This window comes from Haloglomus halophilum (assembly GCF_024298885.1).
GTDB classification, from domain to species: Archaea; Halobacteriota; Halobacteria; order Halobacteriales; family Haloarculaceae; genus Haloglomus; species Haloglomus halophilum.
The window spans coordinates 706,654-723,772 of the sequence record NZ_CP101166.1 but is presented as its reverse complement, the minus strand read 5'-3'; the positions used below and the strand labels follow the sequence as shown (position 1 = coordinate 723,772).

19 protein-coding genes are annotated in these 17,119 nt (G+C 66.4%); 10 read left to right on the top strand and 9 right to left on the bottom strand.

Features of this window, described 5'->3' with window-relative positions; translation table 11 throughout:
* Positions 1 to 134 precede the first annotated feature (134 nt).
* The 4 genes from NL114_RS03695 to NL114_RS03680 form a co-directional block, all read right to left on the bottom strand.
* Entirely contained in the window at positions 135 to 1,100 is a 966-nt protein-coding gene (locus NL114_RS03695; protein ID WP_254823449.1) for a transcription initiation factor IIB, read from the bottom strand.
* Between the two features lie 334 nt (positions 1,101 to 1,434).
* A complete protein-coding gene (locus NL114_RS03690; RefSeq protein ID WP_254823448.1) occupies positions 1,435 to 3,255 on the bottom strand; it encodes a flippase-like domain-containing protein in 1,821 nt (606 codons plus the stop codon).
* Positions 3,256 to 3,392: 137 nt separating this feature from the next.
* Positions 3,393 to 5,120: a radical SAM protein gene (locus NL114_RS03685; RefSeq protein ID WP_254823447.1), complete on the bottom strand. Its 1,728-nt coding sequence runs from the start codon at positions 5,118 to 5,120 to the stop codon at positions 3,393 to 3,395.
* 84 nt (positions 5,121 to 5,204) lie between these two features.
* Positions 5,205 to 6,368 (bottom strand): AI-2E family transporter, encoded by a 1,164-nt coding sequence (locus NL114_RS03680; RefSeq protein WP_254823446.1) that lies wholly within the window; start codon positions 6,366 to 6,368, stop codon positions 5,205 to 5,207.
* Between the two features lie 405 nt (positions 6,369 to 6,773).
* On the opposite strand from NL114_RS03680, the gene pdxT reads away from it, so the two are divergent.
* The 3 genes from pdxT to hisE all read left to right on the top strand — a co-directional run bounded on the left by pdxT (position 6,774) and on the right by hisE (position 8,364).
* Positions 6,774 to 7,394 carry a pyridoxal 5'-phosphate synthase glutaminase subunit PdxT gene (pdxT, locus tag NL114_RS03675; protein ID WP_254823445.1) on the top strand — a complete coding sequence of 207 codons (621 nt, stop codon included), beginning with the start codon at positions 6,774 to 6,776 and terminating at the stop codon, positions 7,392 to 7,394.
* 78 nt (positions 7,395 to 7,472) lie between these two features.
* Positions 7,473 to 8,057, top strand: coding sequence for a bifunctional nuclease family protein (locus NL114_RS03670; RefSeq protein WP_254823444.1), 585 nt, complete (start codon positions 7,473 to 7,475; stop codon positions 8,055 to 8,057).
* On the top strand, positions 8,047 to 8,364 hold the full coding sequence (hisE, locus tag NL114_RS03665) for a phosphoribosyl-ATP diphosphatase (RefSeq protein WP_254823443.1): 318 nt from the start codon (positions 8,047 to 8,049) through the stop codon (positions 8,362 to 8,364). Before NL114_RS03670 ends, hisE begins: the two co-directional genes overlap by 11 nt.
* A gap of 18 nt (positions 8,365 to 8,382) precedes the next feature.
* Here hisE and NL114_RS03660 read toward each other — a convergent pair whose 3' ends face one another.
* Together NL114_RS03660 and NL114_RS03655 are read right to left on the bottom strand one after the other, a co-directional pair.
* A complete protein-coding gene (locus NL114_RS03660) occupies positions 8,383 to 8,724 on the bottom strand; it encodes an ASCH domain-containing protein (protein WP_254823442.1) in 342 nt (113 codons plus the stop codon).
* Positions 8,725 to 8,807: 83 nt separating this feature from the next.
* Entirely contained in the window at positions 8,808 to 9,173 is a 366-nt protein-coding gene (locus NL114_RS03655; RefSeq protein ID WP_254823441.1) for a DUF5518 domain-containing protein, read from the bottom strand.
* A gap of 137 nt (positions 9,174 to 9,310) precedes the next feature.
* Between NL114_RS03655 and NL114_RS03650 the strand changes: the two genes are divergently transcribed.
* Together NL114_RS03650 and NL114_RS03645 are read left to right on the top strand one after the other, a co-directional pair.
* Positions 9,311 to 10,090: a PHP domain-containing protein gene (locus NL114_RS03650; RefSeq protein WP_254823440.1), complete on the top strand. Its 780-nt coding sequence runs from the start codon at positions 9,311 to 9,313 to the stop codon at positions 10,088 to 10,090.
* Positions 10,091 to 10,389: 299 nt separating this feature from the next.
* Positions 10,390 to 10,914: a DUF8173 domain-containing protein gene (locus tag NL114_RS03645; protein ID WP_254823439.1), complete on the top strand. Its 525-nt coding sequence runs from the start codon at positions 10,390 to 10,392 to the stop codon at positions 10,912 to 10,914.
* Between the two features lie 184 nt (positions 10,915 to 11,098).
* Here NL114_RS03645 and NL114_RS03640 read toward each other — a convergent pair whose 3' ends face one another.
* Positions 11,099 to 11,278, bottom strand: a complete 180-nt coding sequence (locus tag NL114_RS03640; protein WP_254823438.1) for a hypothetical protein — start codon at positions 11,276 to 11,278, stop codon at positions 11,099 to 11,101.
* A gap of 146 nt (positions 11,279 to 11,424) precedes the next feature.
* Here NL114_RS03640 and NL114_RS03635 point away from each other — a divergent pair, with 146 nt between their 5' ends.
* Positions 11,425 to 12,474 carry an SPL family radical SAM protein gene (locus tag NL114_RS03635; RefSeq protein ID WP_350355397.1) on the top strand — a complete coding sequence of 350 codons (1,050 nt, stop codon included), beginning with the start codon at positions 11,425 to 11,427 and terminating at the stop codon, positions 12,472 to 12,474.
* Here NL114_RS03635 and tcmP read toward each other — a convergent pair.
* Positions 12,471 to 13,496: a three-Cys-motif partner protein TcmP gene (tcmP, locus tag NL114_RS03630; protein WP_254823436.1), complete on the bottom strand. Its 1,026-nt coding sequence runs from the start codon at positions 13,494 to 13,496 to the stop codon at positions 12,471 to 12,473. The two genes, NL114_RS03635 and tcmP, sit on opposite strands and share 4 nt — an antisense overlap.
* Positions 13,497 to 13,688: 192 nt before the next feature.
* Entirely contained in the window at positions 13,689 to 14,210 is a 522-nt protein-coding gene (locus tag NL114_RS03625; RefSeq protein ID WP_254823435.1) for an archaemetzincin family Zn-dependent metalloprotease, read from the bottom strand.
* 175 nt (positions 14,211 to 14,385) lie between these two features.
* Here NL114_RS03625 and NL114_RS03620 point away from each other — a divergent pair, with 175 nt between their 5' ends.
* The 4 genes from NL114_RS03620 to npdG all read left to right on the top strand — a co-directional run bounded on the left by NL114_RS03620 (position 14,386) and on the right by npdG (position 16,842).
* Positions 14,386 to 14,850: a UPF0146 family protein gene (locus NL114_RS03620; protein WP_254824673.1), complete on the top strand. Its 465-nt coding sequence runs from the start codon at positions 14,386 to 14,388 to the stop codon at positions 14,848 to 14,850.
* 8 nt (positions 14,851 to 14,858) lie between these two features.
* Entirely contained in the window at positions 14,859 to 15,737 is an 879-nt protein-coding gene (locus NL114_RS03615; RefSeq protein WP_254824672.1) for a TIGR01548 family HAD-type hydrolase, read from the top strand.
* Positions 15,738 to 15,846: 109 nt separating this feature from the next.
* Positions 15,847 to 16,065, top strand: coding sequence for a hypothetical protein (locus NL114_RS03610; protein ID WP_254823434.1), 219 nt, complete (start codon positions 15,847 to 15,849; stop codon positions 16,063 to 16,065).
* A 114-nt stretch (positions 16,066 to 16,179) separates the two neighbouring features.
* Complete coding sequence (npdG, locus tag NL114_RS03605) at positions 16,180 to 16,842, top strand: NADPH-dependent F420 reductase (protein WP_254823433.1); 663 nt, start codon at positions 16,180 to 16,182, stop codon at positions 16,840 to 16,842.
* Positions 16,843 to 17,119 lie beyond the last annotated feature (277 nt).

Below are 17,119 nucleotides of genomic sequence, written 5' to 3'. Positions count from 1 at the left end.
TGTCGGTGTCAGGAGAAAATCGCGACCATCCCGATTATGCGACGTATTACAAATTTATGGTCGGGACCTGAGAATTATTCTCCAGAATATATGCGGAAATACGAGGGAGTTCAGATATGGGCGTATTCTGACTCTTACGCCATCGCCAGTCCCTGCTCGGCTTCGAGCAGTTCGTGGTACCGGTTCCGGATGGTGACCTCGGAGATGTCCGCGACCTCACCGACCTCGCTCTGCGTGACCTTCTCGTTCGTCAGGAGCGACGCGGCGTACACCGCCGCGGCCGCCAGCCCGACCGGGGACTTCCCGGAGTGGATGCCGGCCTCCTTCGCGTTCGAGAGCAGTTCGCGCGCCCGCCCCGCGGCTTCCTCGCTGAGTTCGAGGTCGGAGGCGAACCGGGGCACGTAGCTCTCCGGGTCCGCGGGGGCGATCTCCAGCCCCAGCTCGCGGGCGACGTAGCGGTAGGTGCGGGCGATCTCGTCCTTGTCGACGCGGCAGACGCCGGCGACCTCGTCCAGCGAACGCGGAACGCCGGCCTGTCGTGCGGCGGCGTACAGCGCGCTGGTGGAGACCCCCTCGATGGAGCGGCCGGGGAGGAGGTTCTCGTCGAGCGCGCGCCGGTAGATGACGGAGGCGGTCTCGCGGACGTTGTCCGGGAGGCCGAGCGCGGAGGCCATCCGGTCGATCTCGCCGAGGGCCTGCTTGAGGTTGCGCTCCTTGGAGTCGCGCGTGCGGAACCGCTCGTTCCACTTGCGCAGGCGCTGCATCTTCTGGCGCTGCTTGCTCGACAGGCTGTTGCCGTAGGCGTCCTTGTCGCGCCAGTCGATGTTGGTCGAGAGCCCCTTGTCGTGCATCATATTGGTCGTCGGGGCGCCGACGCGGCTCTTCTCGTCTTTCTCCTGGGCGTCGAACGCGCGCCACTCGGGCCCGCGGTCGATGTTGTCCTCGTCGACCACGAGGCCACAGTCCTGGCAGACGACCTCCCCATGCTCCGTGTCGTTCGCGATATCGCCGCCACACTCTGGGCAGCCGTGTTTCTCGTCGCTCTCCTCGGCTTCCGTCTCGGTCGGGTCCCACTCGCGGGTGCTGATTCGTTCGCTCATTGGTTGATACGTTGCGACGGTCGAGCAGACGCCCGGCCGCCCTGTTGTCCCCCGTTACTACAAAAAACTCGTATTTAGTAGTGTCGAGTTACTTCGGAATCTGTCATGATGATGTCCTGTACCGTCTGGAACGTGATTACCGACTGATTCCACAGGATGGTATATGGAACCGGAAAGAACGGCATGATACACGGGTGGGACCATTCGATGGTAGCGAACACCACCGTCGTCGAGCCGTCACGCGCCGGTGTCAATCAGAATAACACGTTCCATACGACTGACTGACGGGACAGTATTCCGACGGACGGTCAGTTCTGTCGGTTCGTTCCGGTCGTCAGTCCGGTCCGTCGGTATCGGCTTCGTCCCCGCCGTCGGCCTTGACCTCCGCGGACTCCTCGACGGCCGTGGTGAGCGAAACGTTGAGGAGGAGGGTCGAGCCGATACCCCCCACGAGCGTCACGACGTTCTTCACGGCGTGGTCGACGATGGCGATGCCCAGCGCCGTACCAGCGCTGACGGGCGTGAGCCCGACGACGAGTAGGGTGAACGCCCCCTCGTACAGGCCGACGCCCCCCGGCGACAGCGGAAGCACCTTCGCGAGGTTCCCGACGCTGACCGCGAAGAAGCCGACCGCGACGACGAGCATCGGGCTCGCGGCGACCAGCGCGGGTTCGAACGCGGCGAACACCAGCAGCGCCGTCACCACGTCCAGCGACCAGATGGCGACGCTGCTCGCGCCGACACGGGCGAACGCTGCCCGGTTCCCGGCGACCTGCTGGACGTCGCCGACGAACTGCTCGATGATGCCGGCCAGCCAGTCGGCGTACGAGTCCGTACTGACCGCGCGCACCGCTCGCCGGACCAGGTTCCGGTCCGAGCGCGCGGAGGCGACGATGGCCACGACCGCCAGGATCGCCGCGGCGCCGACACCGGCCGCCACGACGAGTGCCGTCTGCCCGCTCTGTGAGACATCACCGGACGCCGCGCTCGTCGGGTCGAGTCCCGCGAGGGCGAACAGGACGAGGACGGTCCCCGCGAGTCCGGCGATGGTCAGCAGGTCGAACACCCGCTCGACGGCGAGCGAGGCGAATCCGGTCGGGTACGGGACGGCCCGGCGCGTCTTCACCACGTACGCGCGGACGGCATCACCCGCACGCGCGGGGAACACGAGGTTCCCGGTCTGCGAGATGAACACCGCGCCGGTGAGGAATCCGACGGACCCGTGATAGCCGAGCTCCTCGAGGATATCGCGGTAGCGCGCCCCCCTGAGCGGCCACGACAGTGCGTAGACGATGGCCGCGACCCCCACCAGCTGCGGGTCGGCCTCGGAGATACGTTGCAGGACCGTCGAGGGGTCGAGGTAGACGGTCATCAGCGCGACCGCCGCGAGGACCAGCAGCGTCCCGACGGCGACCGTGACGCGGCGGGTGACCCGTGGGGCGACCGCGAACTCCCACCAGACCCGGAGAATCTGGCTCCCCATCCCGAACACGTCCCGGACGAGGTCGACCTTCGTGTCCCCCTTCGGCGTCCAGTCGACGGGGAACTCCTTCACCCGGTAGCCGCCCCGCTGGGCCCGCACCAGCACCTCCGTGTCCCAGAACCAGTGCTCGTCCTCAACGTCGTCCAGCAGGTCGAACAGCGCCGTGCGGTCGAACGCCTTGAACCCGCACTGGTGGTCGTACAGGTCCGACCGGAGGAAGAGCCGGACGAGGGAGTTGAACCCGGTGGAGGCGACCCCGCGCTCGGGCTCGCGGTCCTGCTTCTCGCCGGGCATCCGCCGCGAGCCCGTGGCCACGTCGTACCCCTCGGAGCGGATGCTCTCGACCAGCTCCTCGAGGTGGCGCATGTCCGTCGCCAGGTCCGTGTCGAAGTAGACCAGCGTCTCGCCGTCGGCGGCGCGGAACGCGCGTTCGAGGGCCCCGCCGCGACCCAGCCGCTCGTCGCTGTGGAAGTGTCGGACGCGGCTGTCCGCCTCGGCCATCCGCGAGGCGATGTCGGGCGTACGGTCCTCGCAGCCGTCCTCGGCCACGATGACCTCGAACGCGTTCGCCGGGAGGAACGAGGCGAGCGTCTCCAGGGTCCTCTCGACCGTGTGTTCGATCGTATCCTCCTCGTTGTACGCGGGGAGGACGACGCTCACCTCGACACTCATTGCTCGTGGGTTTGTGTGGCGCCCTAAGAGCCTTCCTCTCCGTGGCATCCCTTAGCTCGGTCCTAACCGTTCCGGGCGGCCGTTTCGGGGCGTTCCGCGCTTCCGCCGACTCCTGCCCGACGCTCCAGCTGAACGGTTCAATCGGCCGACCCCGGTTCGGTGGCGTCGAGGAACCGCGTCAGGTCGACCTCCTCCGAACTCGACACCTCGTTCGTCGCTGCGTACGGCCGGTTGACGACGATGTCGCCCGCGCGCTGCTTGCCGATACCCGGAATCGCCGTCAGCTCGTCCATCGTCGCGCTGTTCACGTCCAGCGGGTGCGGCACCCCCGTCACGGAGCGGTAGCCGTGGTCCGTGATGGCCACGTCGAGCGTCCGCCCCAGCTCGCGCTCGCCCGGAATCGCCACCAGCAGCGGGTAGGTCCCCAGCTGCCGGCCGAACGTCCGCCCGTCCTGGTGGTACTCCAGATGCACGTCCGGCAGGACGGTCCCGGGCGGCGCTACCCGCTGGAGCATCGGGTTGTCGACCGTCTCGCGGATCTCCGACTTGTACTGCTGGAACTGCTCCTTGTGGGCGTGCGCGACCGACGCACCCGTCTCGGCCATCTCGGTGCCCTCGAACGCCATCACCTGCCGGATGTTCACCCGCCGGAGCATCAGCCCCGCGTCCATCACGCGCTGGAGGAACCGTTTGTTGTGCTCGTAGGTCTCCATCCGCTCGCCCTTCAGCCCGTGCAGCAGGTTGATGCCCGGCAGGAGTTTGGGGAGCCGACGCGCGGCGTCGGGGCCGTGATTCGGCGCGGAGTCGCGGTCGCCGCCCGGTCGCCAGCCCGCCGCCTCGTTGACGATCTCCACCGCCCGGAAGCACTCGTCGGCGGTGACGTTCAGGTTGTTCTCCTCCTGCACGAGGGGGTCCGCCGACTCGAGCCCGAACGCCGCGGTGTCGCCGGGCGTGTTGTGTTCGGCGATGATTTCGATGCCCTCGCGGGCCTTCTCCGGCCACTCGACGACCGTGATGGGGTTCATGTTGTCGAGGTGGAGCGTGTCGAGGTCGGGCGCCACCTCGCGGATGCCGCCGTACAGCTCGCGCAGCGCCTCGGGGTTGGGCTTCTCGCCGTCGCCCCCGTACGCGAGGATGTCGGCCTGCCGTCCAAGCCGGAAGTCCGTGATGCCGTGCTCGTAGAGGGCCTCCACCTCGCCCGTCACCGTGTCGACCGTGCGGAACGACGGGTCGCCGTACATCGGTTCCGTGCAGAACGAACAGCGGTAGGGACAGCCCCGCGACGTTTCGAGTTCGGCGATGATGTAGTCCGGGTGGTTGGGATGCTGCTCGACGACGAACGCACCCTTCTGGGCCCACCGGCCGATCTCCTCGTTCGAGCGGTAACGGTTCTCGAACCCCTCCATGCCGCCGTGCGCGAGGTCGTACGCCGCGGCTTCGATGTCGGCCATCGCGAGGAAGTCGAAGTCGAGGTCGTCGCGGGCGGTCTCGGTGGCGCCCTCGTTGGCCTCGCCGACGCCGAACCGGACGGGGCCGCCGATGAGGCTCGTCCCCTCGGCGTTCCAGGCGAGTTCGCGCACCTCGTCGGGCTCGGCGGGCGTGCCGCCCACGTACTTGCCGGGCACGGTCATCCCGCCGATGTAGATCATCAGGTCGGCGTCGACCACGTCGTGCCAGCGCGAGCGCTCCTCGCGTAGCGCGTCGATGGTGTGGTAGGTGATGTTCGCCTCCGGAACCCCGGCGTCGACCAGCGCGCCCGCCGTGTACCGCGGATACGTCGAGATGTAGGGGGGCACGCCGAAGTGGGCCGGCTCGTCGACGTAGCCGTCGACCAGCGTCACGTCGAGGTCGGCGGGGTCCTTCATTGGAGGGACGTATCGTGTGGAGGGACAAGAGCGTGACTACCCGGAGCGTCGTCTCGACGGGGTGTGAGTCTGCCCCGTGGGAGGTTACTCCTCGGCAGCGGCGTCAGCGTCCCCGGACACCGCCTCATCTGGTGGTTCATCGCCGGGTCGTGGCATCGAGCCGAGCCCGTGAGCGGTCGTCACCTCCGGGGTGATACGGTCGCCATGGGCGAGTTCCGAGAGCCCCACGCGGACGAGATGGATGGTCGCGATCAGCACTAGCGGCCCGAGGAAGACACCGTACCAGCTGAAAAGCAGCCCACCGAAGATGTAGGAGAACATCATCGCCCCCCTGTGGGTGCTCTGGCCGGCGAAGAACGGCCGGATGACCATGATCGGGAACAGGTCGAGGACGAGCAGTGCCACGATGGCCACGGCGATGGGGAACCAGAGCGTCTGTGGGTCCGACTCGGCCGCTTTCACCCCGAGATACACCGCCATCGGGACGTACACGACCTTCCCCACGACGATGGGGATGAGCGTCGCCGCGCCCGTCAGGAGGGCGAGGACGTTGGGGATGGGGATCTTCAGCCCCGGCGGGGCGACCACGTTGAGCCCGTTGTAGATGCCCAGGGCGAGCAGCGCGACGACGACGACGGTACGGACGTTCCCGAAATACACCACCTGGAAGTCGCGATCGACGAGCGACGCATAGAGCCACAGTGCCGAATCCTCCCCCACCTCGTCACGGAACCAGTCCGCGATGCGGCCACCGTCCCGGAGCAGGTAGAACGCGAGGGCGACGGCCAGCGTGAGATGCAGGAAGAACGTCGTGACCGGCCCCAACACGTCCCCTCCAGTACTGATAATCTCGGTGAGCGATGCGACGTCGAACGACGAAGCGTACGCCCTCGGGTCGGCGATCGCCCGTTTTATCTCTGCAGGGGGGATCGGCAGGAACCAGGCGACGAGTTCGGCGCCCGAGCCAGCGTACTGCTCGAGTTCCCTGACGGCGAGGAACAGGAGGTACCCGGCTATCGCGAGAAACGGGAGTTCGAACGCGAACAGCGCGCCCGCCGCGGCGAGCCCGGAGCTGTCGACGACGAGCCGCAACCGGCGGTAGACGGGCCGGGCAGCGTAGTAGATGAATATCGCGAGGACGAACGTCCCGATATACGAGTACACCAGCAGCCCGAGCGCTCCGACGAGGGCGGCAGTGAGGGCCCACCAGAGGACCCGTGACCGGTCGAACTCCCTCTCATCCATCATGGCGACGGACTCCTTGTGTGCCGGGTGACAGCCGTCGCCCCTCGCCCCGTGTCTCGTCTCGGTTCAGTCCTGCAATATGCGCCGTGCCGGTCTCGCCATCGGCGGTTACGTCTTCGTATCCTCGTGTCGTCCTGCGATCGTTACGGGGTAGCGCTCTCATGACATGTGGCTCTGTTTTCCAGGGTATTATATCTCGGATTGCTCGGAAACGAGTGCGGCGAGTGACTCGCTCAGTTGGCGGCGATGTACGCTCCGCCTCGAGGGTCGATTCGCGCGACGACCGAACTCGGTGTGACCTGGTGTCAGCGATAGCTCTCGCGTCCCGGAGGGCGACGCTGGTGCCTCGACGACATCGGCGTCTCCCAGAGCGCGGCCGTTTTGTCGCTCGGCCCGCTACACCTACGCATGACACTCACGGCCGGCGTCCTCGCGGTGCAGGGGGACGTCTCCGAACACGCCGACGCCATCGAGCGGGCCGCGGCCGCCCACGGCGAGGACGCGGTCGTCCACGAGATCCGTCACGCCGGCACGGTCCCCGACTGCGACGCGCTCCTGATGCCCGGCGGCGAGTCAACGACCATCTCGAAGACCATCGCGGAGGAGGGCATCGACGAGGAGATCAGCGAGCACGTCGCGGCCGGCAAGCCCGTCCTCGCGACGTGTGCCGGGCTCATCGTTCTGAGCCGGGACGCGGGTGACGACCGTGTGGCGACGCTCGACCTCGTGGACGCCACCGTCGAGCGCAACGCCTTCGGTCGCCAGCGCGACTCCTTCCAGGCCCCGCTCGACATCGAGGGGCTCGACTCACCGTTCCCGGCCGTCTTCATCCGCGCGCCGGCCATCGAGTCCGTCGGCGAGGGCGTCGAGGTGCTCGCCTCGTGGGACGGCCGCCCGGTCGCCGTGCGCGACGGTCCGGTCGTCGGGACCGCCTTCCACCCGGAACTGACCGAGGACTCGCGGGTCCACGACCTCGCGTTCTTCGAGGGGACGCCCGCCGAGCGCGACGCGGCCGCGGCCGACGACTGAGTCGGCGCTGGACGCGCCGGCGCCACCCGCTGCGACCCAACGAGATAGCCTTTTCCGCCGCGGCCGCCTCGTCACTGTATGAACACGGACGTCTCCGGCGACGGCGAGGACACCGATGCCGACGCCGACGTGACCGAGGGCCTCCCCGCACGCATCGACTCGGTGCGGGTCGCGGGCACCCCGAACGGCCCGGTTCCGGTCGTCCTGCTCGCGGTCGAGGAGGACGGCACCGCAGCGGGCGATGCCCGCGAGGACGGGGTCGATAGCGCGGGCGGCCCGGAGGGCCCGCTCGAGGGCGAGGTGCTCCCCATCTTCATCGGCTTCGAGGAGGCCCGCAGCATCGTCCGCGGGATGGAGGCCGAGGACATCGGGCGCCCCATGACCCACGACCTCACCCTGGACATCGTCGAGGAACTGGGTGGCCGTGTCGACCGCGTGGCCGTCTCGAACCTGGAGGAGGGGACCTTCTTCGCGACGCTGTGGCTCAACACGCCCCGCGACGACGTGACCGTCGATGCCCGCCCGAGCGACTCGCTGGCGCTGGCCGCACGGACGAACGCCCCGCTGCTGGTCGCGCGCCCGGTCTGGGAGGGTGCCGCCGAGGACGCCGACCGCTTCGCGGAACTCGACAACATCCGCGAGGTGTTCGAGGATGAGGAGTGACGCGGCGGAAGACGCGCCCGGCACCGACGAGATTCTGGACGAGCTGTTCGCCGTCATCGAATCCCGGAAGGAGGAACTCCCGGAGGATTCGTACACGGCGTCGCTGTTCACCCACGAGAAAGGGGAGAACGCGGTGCTTGAGAAGCTGGGCGAGGAGACGACCGAACTCCTGCTCGCCGCGAAGGACGACGACCACGAGGAGCTGGCACACGAGGCCGCCGACCTCGTCTACCACCTGCTCGTCCTGCTCGCGATGAAGGACATGGACGTGGCGGACCTGCGGGCGGAGCTGGCCGAGCGGCGGTAGCCGGTCGTTGCCGGCCGGTCAGTTCTCGACGGGCTCGAACTGGTACCGGACGACCGTGCTCGAATCGTCCCACTCGAAGTTACCGCCGTGGACGCGCTCCATCCGCTGCTTGTAGGCCTCCAGTGAGTCCGAGCCCTCGCGCCGGGCGTCCTCGTCGGTCATGTCGCCGAGCGTGCGGTCCTCGACGCCCGTCACCTCGAACGTCGTCCCGTCGATGACGAACTGGTCGCCCTCGTCGGCGTAGTGTTGGCTCGCGCCGCGGTGAATCTGGGTCACCTCGCCCTCCAGCGCGAGTTGCTGGACGTGGTCGTTCGGCAGGAGGTCGCCGGCGTCGATGTCGGCCTCGGTGGTCTCGCTCATGGGCCGGTGTAGGGGCCGCTCCATCAAAAACCCGGAGCCCGCGGCAGTCCGTCGCCCGCGCCGCGCCACCACGGTCGGTCGCCTCAGTCGGCGACGGCCGCGCCGACCGCACCGCCGATAGCCGAGTCCACGGCGAGGATGAGCGCGATGACTACGCCGATGACGAGCGCGCCGGAGCCGCCGAGGAGGCCGAGGCCGCCGCCGAGCAGGACCTCCACGATGAACCCGAGCGCGACGGCGGCGAACACCGCGAGCAGGATGCCGCCGAGCGCCCCGGCGACGAGTCCGTTCCACGCGCCGTTGACGAGGTCACCCCCAGCGATGTACCCGGTCAGGAACCCGCCGAGGAGGCCGACGGCGACGTGGCCGATACCCGGCGCGAGGAAGGCGAAGAATCCCAGTACGACGTGCGCGAGGAAGCCGAGTCCGACCGCTTGCCAGTCGACCATGCCGGCTCTGGGGCGGTCGCCGGCAAATCCCTTCCGGGGCCCGTACCGGCCGCCGTTCGGTTCGGACCAGCCGCCGCGTGTGGGTGTATCCCGTCGGCCCGACAGGTACTCGTGGCACACGCCCCTACGCGACGCCAGTGACCCGAATCGCCCACGACTACCACACCCACTCGACGTACTCGGACGGCAGCTTCCTCTGGTCGATGATCGGGGCCGCCGCCGACGCCGGGCTGGAGGGACTCGGCATCACCGACCACTGCAACGTCTCCGAGGAGGCGGACCACGACCGGCGCAAGAAGGTGATGGGGTTCAACCTCGATGCGACCTACGAGCGCCGGCGCGAGGGCATCGAGGCAATGCGCGACCGGTTCGATATCGACATCTACGACGCGGTGGAGATGGACTACGAACCCGAGGACGAGGCGGCCATCCGTGAGTTCCTCGACGTGGCCGACTTCGACTACGCCATCGGGAGCGTCCACTACCTCGACGGCGTGAACGTCCACTTCGGCTCCTACTACGCCGACATGCCCCGCGAGGAGCGCCGGGAGCTGGTGGACCGCTACTTCGAGAAACTCGTCGCCCTCGTCGACTCGGAGCTGTTCGACATCGCCGCGCACCCGGACCTGTTCGAGCGGACCGCCGAGTTCCGCGGCCTCGCGAGCGACGACCACTACCACGAGGTCGCCGAGGCGTTCCGGTCCTCGCGGACGGTTCCGGAACTCAACGCCGGCCGCGCGCTGGACGACTACGGCGAGTTCCACCCCGCACCCCGGTTCGTCGAGGTCCTGCTGGAGCACGATGTCGCGTTCACGGTCGGGACGGACTCGCACGAACCGGATGTCATCGAGCCCCGCATCGAGGCCATCGCCGAGCAGTTCGAGCGGTACGGTATCGAGCCAGTCGAGCTTTTTTGACGGCTCGGGTACCGCTTGACCGGCGTTCGCGAGAGCGAAGCTCTCGCGCAGCCCATCAGAACCGCGAAGCGGTCCTGAGGACGGCGAAGCCGCCGGTCTGCGGGTACCTCTCGCCGCAAAAAACGTTCAGAAAAAATGCCGGCGGCTCACTCCGTTCGCCGCCGGTGAAACCGCGCTCGCTCCGCTCGCGCGGTATGCAACGACGGTTACTCTCTCGGTGGCCGACCTCTCGTGGCCCCCACGGTGCGTGCTATGAGACCTCAAGGAACTGATTTTGTCCCGCTCGTCATTCAGTCGGTATGAACCTCCAGTCCCCGGTCTCGGAACTCCTCCTCCAGATGGGTGGGAGCGGCATCGACGTCAACGTCGGCGCCAACCCCATCGGCAACGTCGTCGGGAGCGCCATCGGTGCGTTCGTCACGACGCTCGTCGTCGGCGCCATCCTCGTCGCGGTCGCGCCGGCCTACGTCGAGCGGATGATGGACACGGTCGTCGACGAGCCCGTCGGCTCGTTCGTCTACGGTCTCGTCTGCCTGGTGGGTGTCATCCTCGTGACCATCATCCTCGTCATCACCATCATCGGCATCCTCGTGGCCGTCCCCTTCGCCATCCTGGCGGCCCTCATCTGGTCGGTCGGCGCGGCCATCGCCTACCTCGCCATCGCCGAGCGACTCGTGGGCCGCGACGGCGACGAGTGGGCGAAACCGCTGCTCGTCGCGGCGGCGCTCAACGGCGCCCTCACGCTCACCGGCATCGGTGGCCTCGTCGCGTTCGGTATCGGGGCGGCCGGGTTCGGGGCGGTGCTGAAGGACCGACTCGGCTGAGCTTTTTTGACGCCTCGGGTGTCCTCGCGCTCGCTTCGCTCGCGCTGCGAGCACCGCTCGGCGCAAAAAACGTTCAGAAAAAATGCCGGCACTCGGGCGCTTCGCGCCCTCGTACCGGTAAAACCGCGCTCGCTTCGCTCGCGCGGTATGCAAAACGTCGTGGGAAGTCCTGGGCCGGTGAAAATCAGAACACTTGCTTGAGCGGCCCCGCACGACTGACGACCTCACGTTTCTCCCGGACGGCCTCGAAGGAGAGGTACTGCAGCGAGCAGTGTTTCGCTTCGCCCATCACGTGCTGGAACGTCGGGCGGTCGATCTGCCGACGGACCTGATCCTCGTCAGCCTCCGGGGCGACGATGTGCATGTCGACAGCGAGATGTCAGTATCTACTAGTAGATACTCTCAGCCAAGCAGAATCCCAGACGAATTTGTTCTCTAATTCCACTACCACCCCGATTTCCCCAGCATTATAGGTCGTTGGGCGGTAGAGCGAGGTAAGGAGCACCTCAGATGCCTCAACCTCCACAACTCCAAGATGGGGTGCGAACGGGCGAAGACCCGACCAAAGCAATTCTCAGTGAGTCCAGTCTGAACGGCAAGTACCTCTGCGATTACAGCATCAACGTAGCGACCGGTTGTCGCCACGGGTGCAAGTTCTGTTACGTTCCGTCCACACCGCAGATACGGGCGCGGCCAGATATGCTGGAGGAGGAAGCTGACGTTCAGAATAGCCAGAAGGAGTGGGGGAGCTACGTTCTCTATCGGGATGACTTACCCGAACGGCTTGACGAGCATCTCGACAGAAAGCGCACATGGAGAGAAACTGAAGGTGGATGTGGGATTGTGGGTATCTCCTTCTCGACTGATTGCTATATGGACGGCAGAGCGGGCGAAATTACGCAGGGGGTAGTGGAAGCTCTCGCCGACCACCAAAAAAACGCCCGTGTATTAACTCGGAACCCGATTCTAGCCCTGCAAGATATCGATGTGTTCGAGCAGGCCGGAGAATACGTGACTGTGGGGTCCTCAGTACCGACACTTAATCGAGCAGAAGCCGCCGCAATCGAACCACAGGCCCCCGCCCCAGAACACCGATTGCGTGGTCTTGAGGAGTTCAACGAGTACGGCATACAGACGTACGTGAGCGTCAGTCCAACCTACCCGACGATGGATTCCGGGGACATACGCAACCTCCTTCAGCGCGTCGCAGAGTGTGACCCGGATGTGGTTTTCCACGAACCCATCAACCCGAGAGCCGGTAACGCAGAGATGTGTATACGAGCGGCTCGCGAGGCGGGAAAGCTTGAGCTTGCGAATGAACTGGAGGCGCTACGAGACGTAGACCAATGGGTAGACTACTCCATCACCCACCTCAAGACCGTTCAGGAGATTGGAACGGAACTTGGACTACCGATTCATCTCTGGCCCGATAAGGAACTCCTGAAGCATACTGAGCCGCCGGTGTCAGATTGGCTCAAAGCGTGGCGCGAACGGCAGTCGCCCGAGGAGTTCGCTGGTCGGGATACGCCTGAATGTGACCCACCAGAGATCCCGAATTAGAAGCCACCGAGCCTTGATTGAGAATCTTCGTCCGGGGACCAGAGTCCGAGGTGAGTGGAGGTCCCCTTCATCGTGTCAAGAACATTCTCAATATCGTCTCCGGTAAGTGCCTCAATCTTCCGTTGGTACGTTTCCATGAACTCCACGTACTCGCTTCCCCCGCCAGTAGGCCGGGTTGCGTATATCATCTTGTACCCGTACGGATGCTCGTCGGACCCATGTATGGTCAAAGATTCGTACTCGGACCGGTTGATACTGTCAAGTTTCCCTAAGTAGAGTTCAAACCGCTCGTTTGGCGTCGAATCACGCTGGATGTGAGCATCATCATCGAAGAAGGCCAAGATTTCGTCCCAGCCGTCTTTCTCTCCACTCTCAATTAGTCCGATTTCACGGTTGATTCCCTTCTCCTGATAATTAATCAGGAGATCACCCCACATCGAACTCAGTCGGCGGAGTGAGTCAAATTCCACCTCGACCCGTTCGTTGTCAATAAACGCGAGATGATGAGCACCGTCTTGGCCGTCCTGACCTCCTAGGTATCCCCCTCTCTCATCACGGACCCGGCTGGGAATTGAGGGTAACTCCTCATTAGTATCTCCCTCAATCACAACCCACTCGTCGCGAGACTGGGTGAACGTGTCAATTTCCTCCGTCGCAAATTCCAGTCGATCCCGGAGGGCCTCCGCCCGCTCCTCATTCTGCTCAATTAAGAACATTTTGCTGAACGGTTCGTGAGCGACTGTTCCAGCAACGATCGGGGACCCGATTAGAGTATCTCTACCTCCATCTAACTCGGTTATGCCACTCCCTGCCATCGCATCGACATAGTAGGGGTCGAAATCGTAATCGTGGATAATCTGAGTATAAACGTCCACCGTCGCGGTAAGGACGATTAGCTTGAGAGCTGTCCACGGGCCAAAATTCGGTTCGTCTGCCGCATCACCAACCCTCTGCAACTCATCAGCGTGGGCAGTCAGGCTGGAGAGCTTGTCCTGGATCCACTCACGGTCGGGTTGGTGCATCTCGTGTTCATATGGTGGTAATATGTATAATACGTTAGGGACGGTTCGATTCGGAAGAAGGCTAAATGCCGAGTCTATAGATGTTCTCGCGGTACACCTGCTCGATATCCTCGTAGTAGGTGTGCAAATCGGAGTCAATCGGCTCGGCCATCGACTCCTTCGCAACGGAGGTACTTCACCAGTTTCCGATTTTCACAATACCTGCTTCTGACAGCTCCCGCACAGGGTCTGTTCCTTGATATCGACCTCGCGGACGGTGGGTGAGAAGTTCATCACGCAGCGCTTGTTGTCGCAGTGCTCCAGGCCGAGGGTGTGGCCGATCTCGTGGATGACCTCCTTGCGGACGCGGTCGGCGAATATCTCCGAGGCGGGCTTGTTGGAGAAGCCCCCATCGGTGGAGGTCTGGAGCCGGTAGGTGGAGATGACCGAGCCGTTGCCCGAGAGGTAGGCCAGGCCGAAGACGTAGTTCCGGCGGCGGTAGTACAGGTCGTGCCCGGTGATAGCGATGTTCTTGGTCCCGTTGCCGATTCGGGAGGCCAGCTCGATGAACTCCTCTGCCCGGTACTGCTGGCGACCGGGGTCGTACGCGCCGTCGGGTACGTCCTGCCCGTCGTGCAGGGTCACCTCGCAGTCGTACACGGAGCGGAGTCCGGAGGAGGCCTCCCGCTTGACGACTGCAGGGACATCGCCCACCGGCACGATGTCGACATGCATAGCTGCCGATTGGGTAGGGCGCAGTATAAACATCCCGCCCCCGTTCGCGTCCTGAGAACGGCCGACCCGAGCGGCGTGGCCGGGGTACCTCGGGTCGCCGGAGTCCGTTCCGCGATGGCCGTCCGGTCCGGCGCGGTACGGGTCGCAACGCTGAAGTTCGCACCAGCGCCTATCCCTGGCCGTGACCCGGGGACTCGTCGCCCGACTCGCGACACACGACCGACTGGTCGAGGTCGGCATCGGCAATCGACCGGACGTAGCCCGCGACCTCGCACAGCGCGGCTGTGCCGTGACCGCGACCGACATCCACGAGCGGCCGGTCCCCGACGGCGTCGCGTTCGTCCGGGACGACGTGACCGACCCCGACCCGGCGGTCTACGGGGACGCGGACGCCGTGTACGCGCTCCGATGCCCGCCGGAGCTCCAGCGGCCCGCCCACGAGGCCGCCCGCCGGGCCGGCGCCGCGTTCTACTTCACCACGCTGGGCGCCGACCCGGCCGTCGTCCCGGCGACGCCGACGACGCTCGACGAGGGGACGCTCTTCCGGGCGACCGACGCGCCGGGGAGGGGAGCGGCCGTGGACACTGGGGGACGGTCGCCCGTCGACCCGCAGCCCCGACACGGAGGTGAGTCGCCGTGAGGGGCGACATCAGGGCGGATACGGTCGTCTTCGACGTCGACGGGGTCCTCATCGACGTGGCCGACTCCTACCGGCGTGCGGTCGTCGAGTCCGTCGAGCGCGTCCACGGCGAGACGGTCCACAGCGACGACGTGCAGCAGTTCAAGAACGCCGGCGGCTTCAACAACGACTGGACGGTCACCTACGCGGTCGCGCTGTACGTCCTCGCGTACCGCGAGGGGCTGGGCCGCTCCGTGACGACGTTCACCGACACCGTCGCGGCCTCCGGCGGTGGGCTCGAAGCGGTGGAGGCGGTCGTCGCGGACCTGCTGGACCCGGACGCCCGCGAGCGGGTGTACGCCGAGTGGGACCGTGACCGGCTCCGGCGCGTCTTCCAGCAGCTCTACCTCGGCGACGAGCGGTTCCGCGAGCTGGAGGGCGGGGAACCGCCGCTCGCGAGCGAGGAACGGGGCTTCATCGAGGACGAACCCGTGTTGCTCGACCCGTCGACGCTCGACGCGCTCGCGGACCGCGAACTCGGCGTCGTGACCGGACGCCCCCGGGCCGAGGCCGCCATCGCGCTCGAACGCGTCGGCCTCGATACGCTCCCGGACGAGCGGGTGTACGCGATGGAGGACGGCCCCGGGAAGCCGGCGCCCGAGACGCTCGTCGCCGTCGCGGAGGACGCCGACGCCGAGTCGGTCGTCTTCGTCGGTGATACGCTGGACGACATCGAGACGGCCCACAACGCCCGGGAGTCCGACCCCGACCGCGAGTACCACGGCGTCGGCGTCCTGACTGGCGGGCTCACGGGCCCCTCCGGCCGCCGGAAGTACGAGACGGCGGGGGCGAGCGCCGTCCTCGACAGTGTCGACGACCTGCCGGCACTGCTCGACGGCGCCGAGTAGGCCGCCCGTCGCTCGCCGTACCGTTCCTCCGGGTATCGACCGGCACCACGGTTGAAACCCCGTTCCATGCCGGCAGGAGCACTATCTGACTGCGGGAACAGTCCCCGATATGTCACGCCTGGCTCGGTCCCTGCTCACCGCCATGGTGCTGATGGCGCTGCTCGGGGCGCCGGTGCTGTACCTGCTCCCGGCGGACCCGATGGTTCGAGCCCCGTTCGTGCCTATCGTGGTGATCGTCGCCGGCGTCGCCTCCTACATCTACGTCTACCGCGAGGGACCCGACGAGCGCCGTTCCGTCACCGGGTCGGGGCCACCGCGGGAGAAGTGATGACCCGCCGAACCGCCCGGTGTGGGTGTCCCGCCCCCGGACCACACGACCGCTCGTGAGGCAAGGGGTTCCGAGAGCACAATCCCTACCGTGTGGGCGCCCTTCGCTCCGGGTATGGATATCGCGCTGCTTGGCGGGACCGGCGACATCGGCGAGGGACTCGCCCTCCGGCTGGCGTACGACACGAACCACGCGGTTCGAATCGGCTCGCGTGAGGCGTCGAAGGCCGAGGCGAAGGCCGAGGAGTACCTGAACGAGCTGGACAGCCGTGGCACCGAGGCCGAGGTGACGGGCCACGCGAACCCCGAGGCCGCCGCGGGGGCGGACGTGGTGGTGCTGGCGGTGCCGGCCTACCACCTCACGGACACCATCGAGGCGGTCGCCGACGAGCTGACGGGCGTCCTCGTGACACCGGCTGTCGGGATGAAACGTGACGAGGACGGCCTCCACTACAACCCGCCTGGGCACGGGAGCGTGACGGCGCTCGCGCGTGATGCCGCACCCGACGAGGTACCCGTCGTCGGTGCCTTCCACAACCTCCCGGCCGGCCGCCTGGCGGACCTCGACGCCACGTTCGAGTGGGACACGGTCGTGGTCGGCGACGACGACGACGCGAAGCGGACCGTGATGGACATCACCGAGGGTATCGCGGGACTGCGGGCGCTCGACGGCGGCGGCATCGCCAACGCCGGCGAGGTGGAGGCAGTCACGCCGCTGCTGGTCAATCTCGCCAGCGAGAACGAGGGGCTCCACGGGCTCGGGGTCAGGTTCCAGTAGAGCTTCTTTCCCGCTCGGGTTCGCCGGCTCCGCCGGCGAACCACTCGCGGTCGTGGAATCGCGCCGCGATTCCACGGGCAATCAGAACGCGCCGCGTTCTGATGACGGCAGAAAACGTTCAGAAAAGAGGCCGGACTCCGCGCCCTTCGGGCGCTCCGGCCGGTGAACCGCGCGCCTGCGGCGCGCGGATGCGGAACGACGACCCTGTTGAATCCTCAACTGCTGACAGTAACGACGTGAAAGAGACAGAGCGTGGATGTGGTACGCGACGACACTC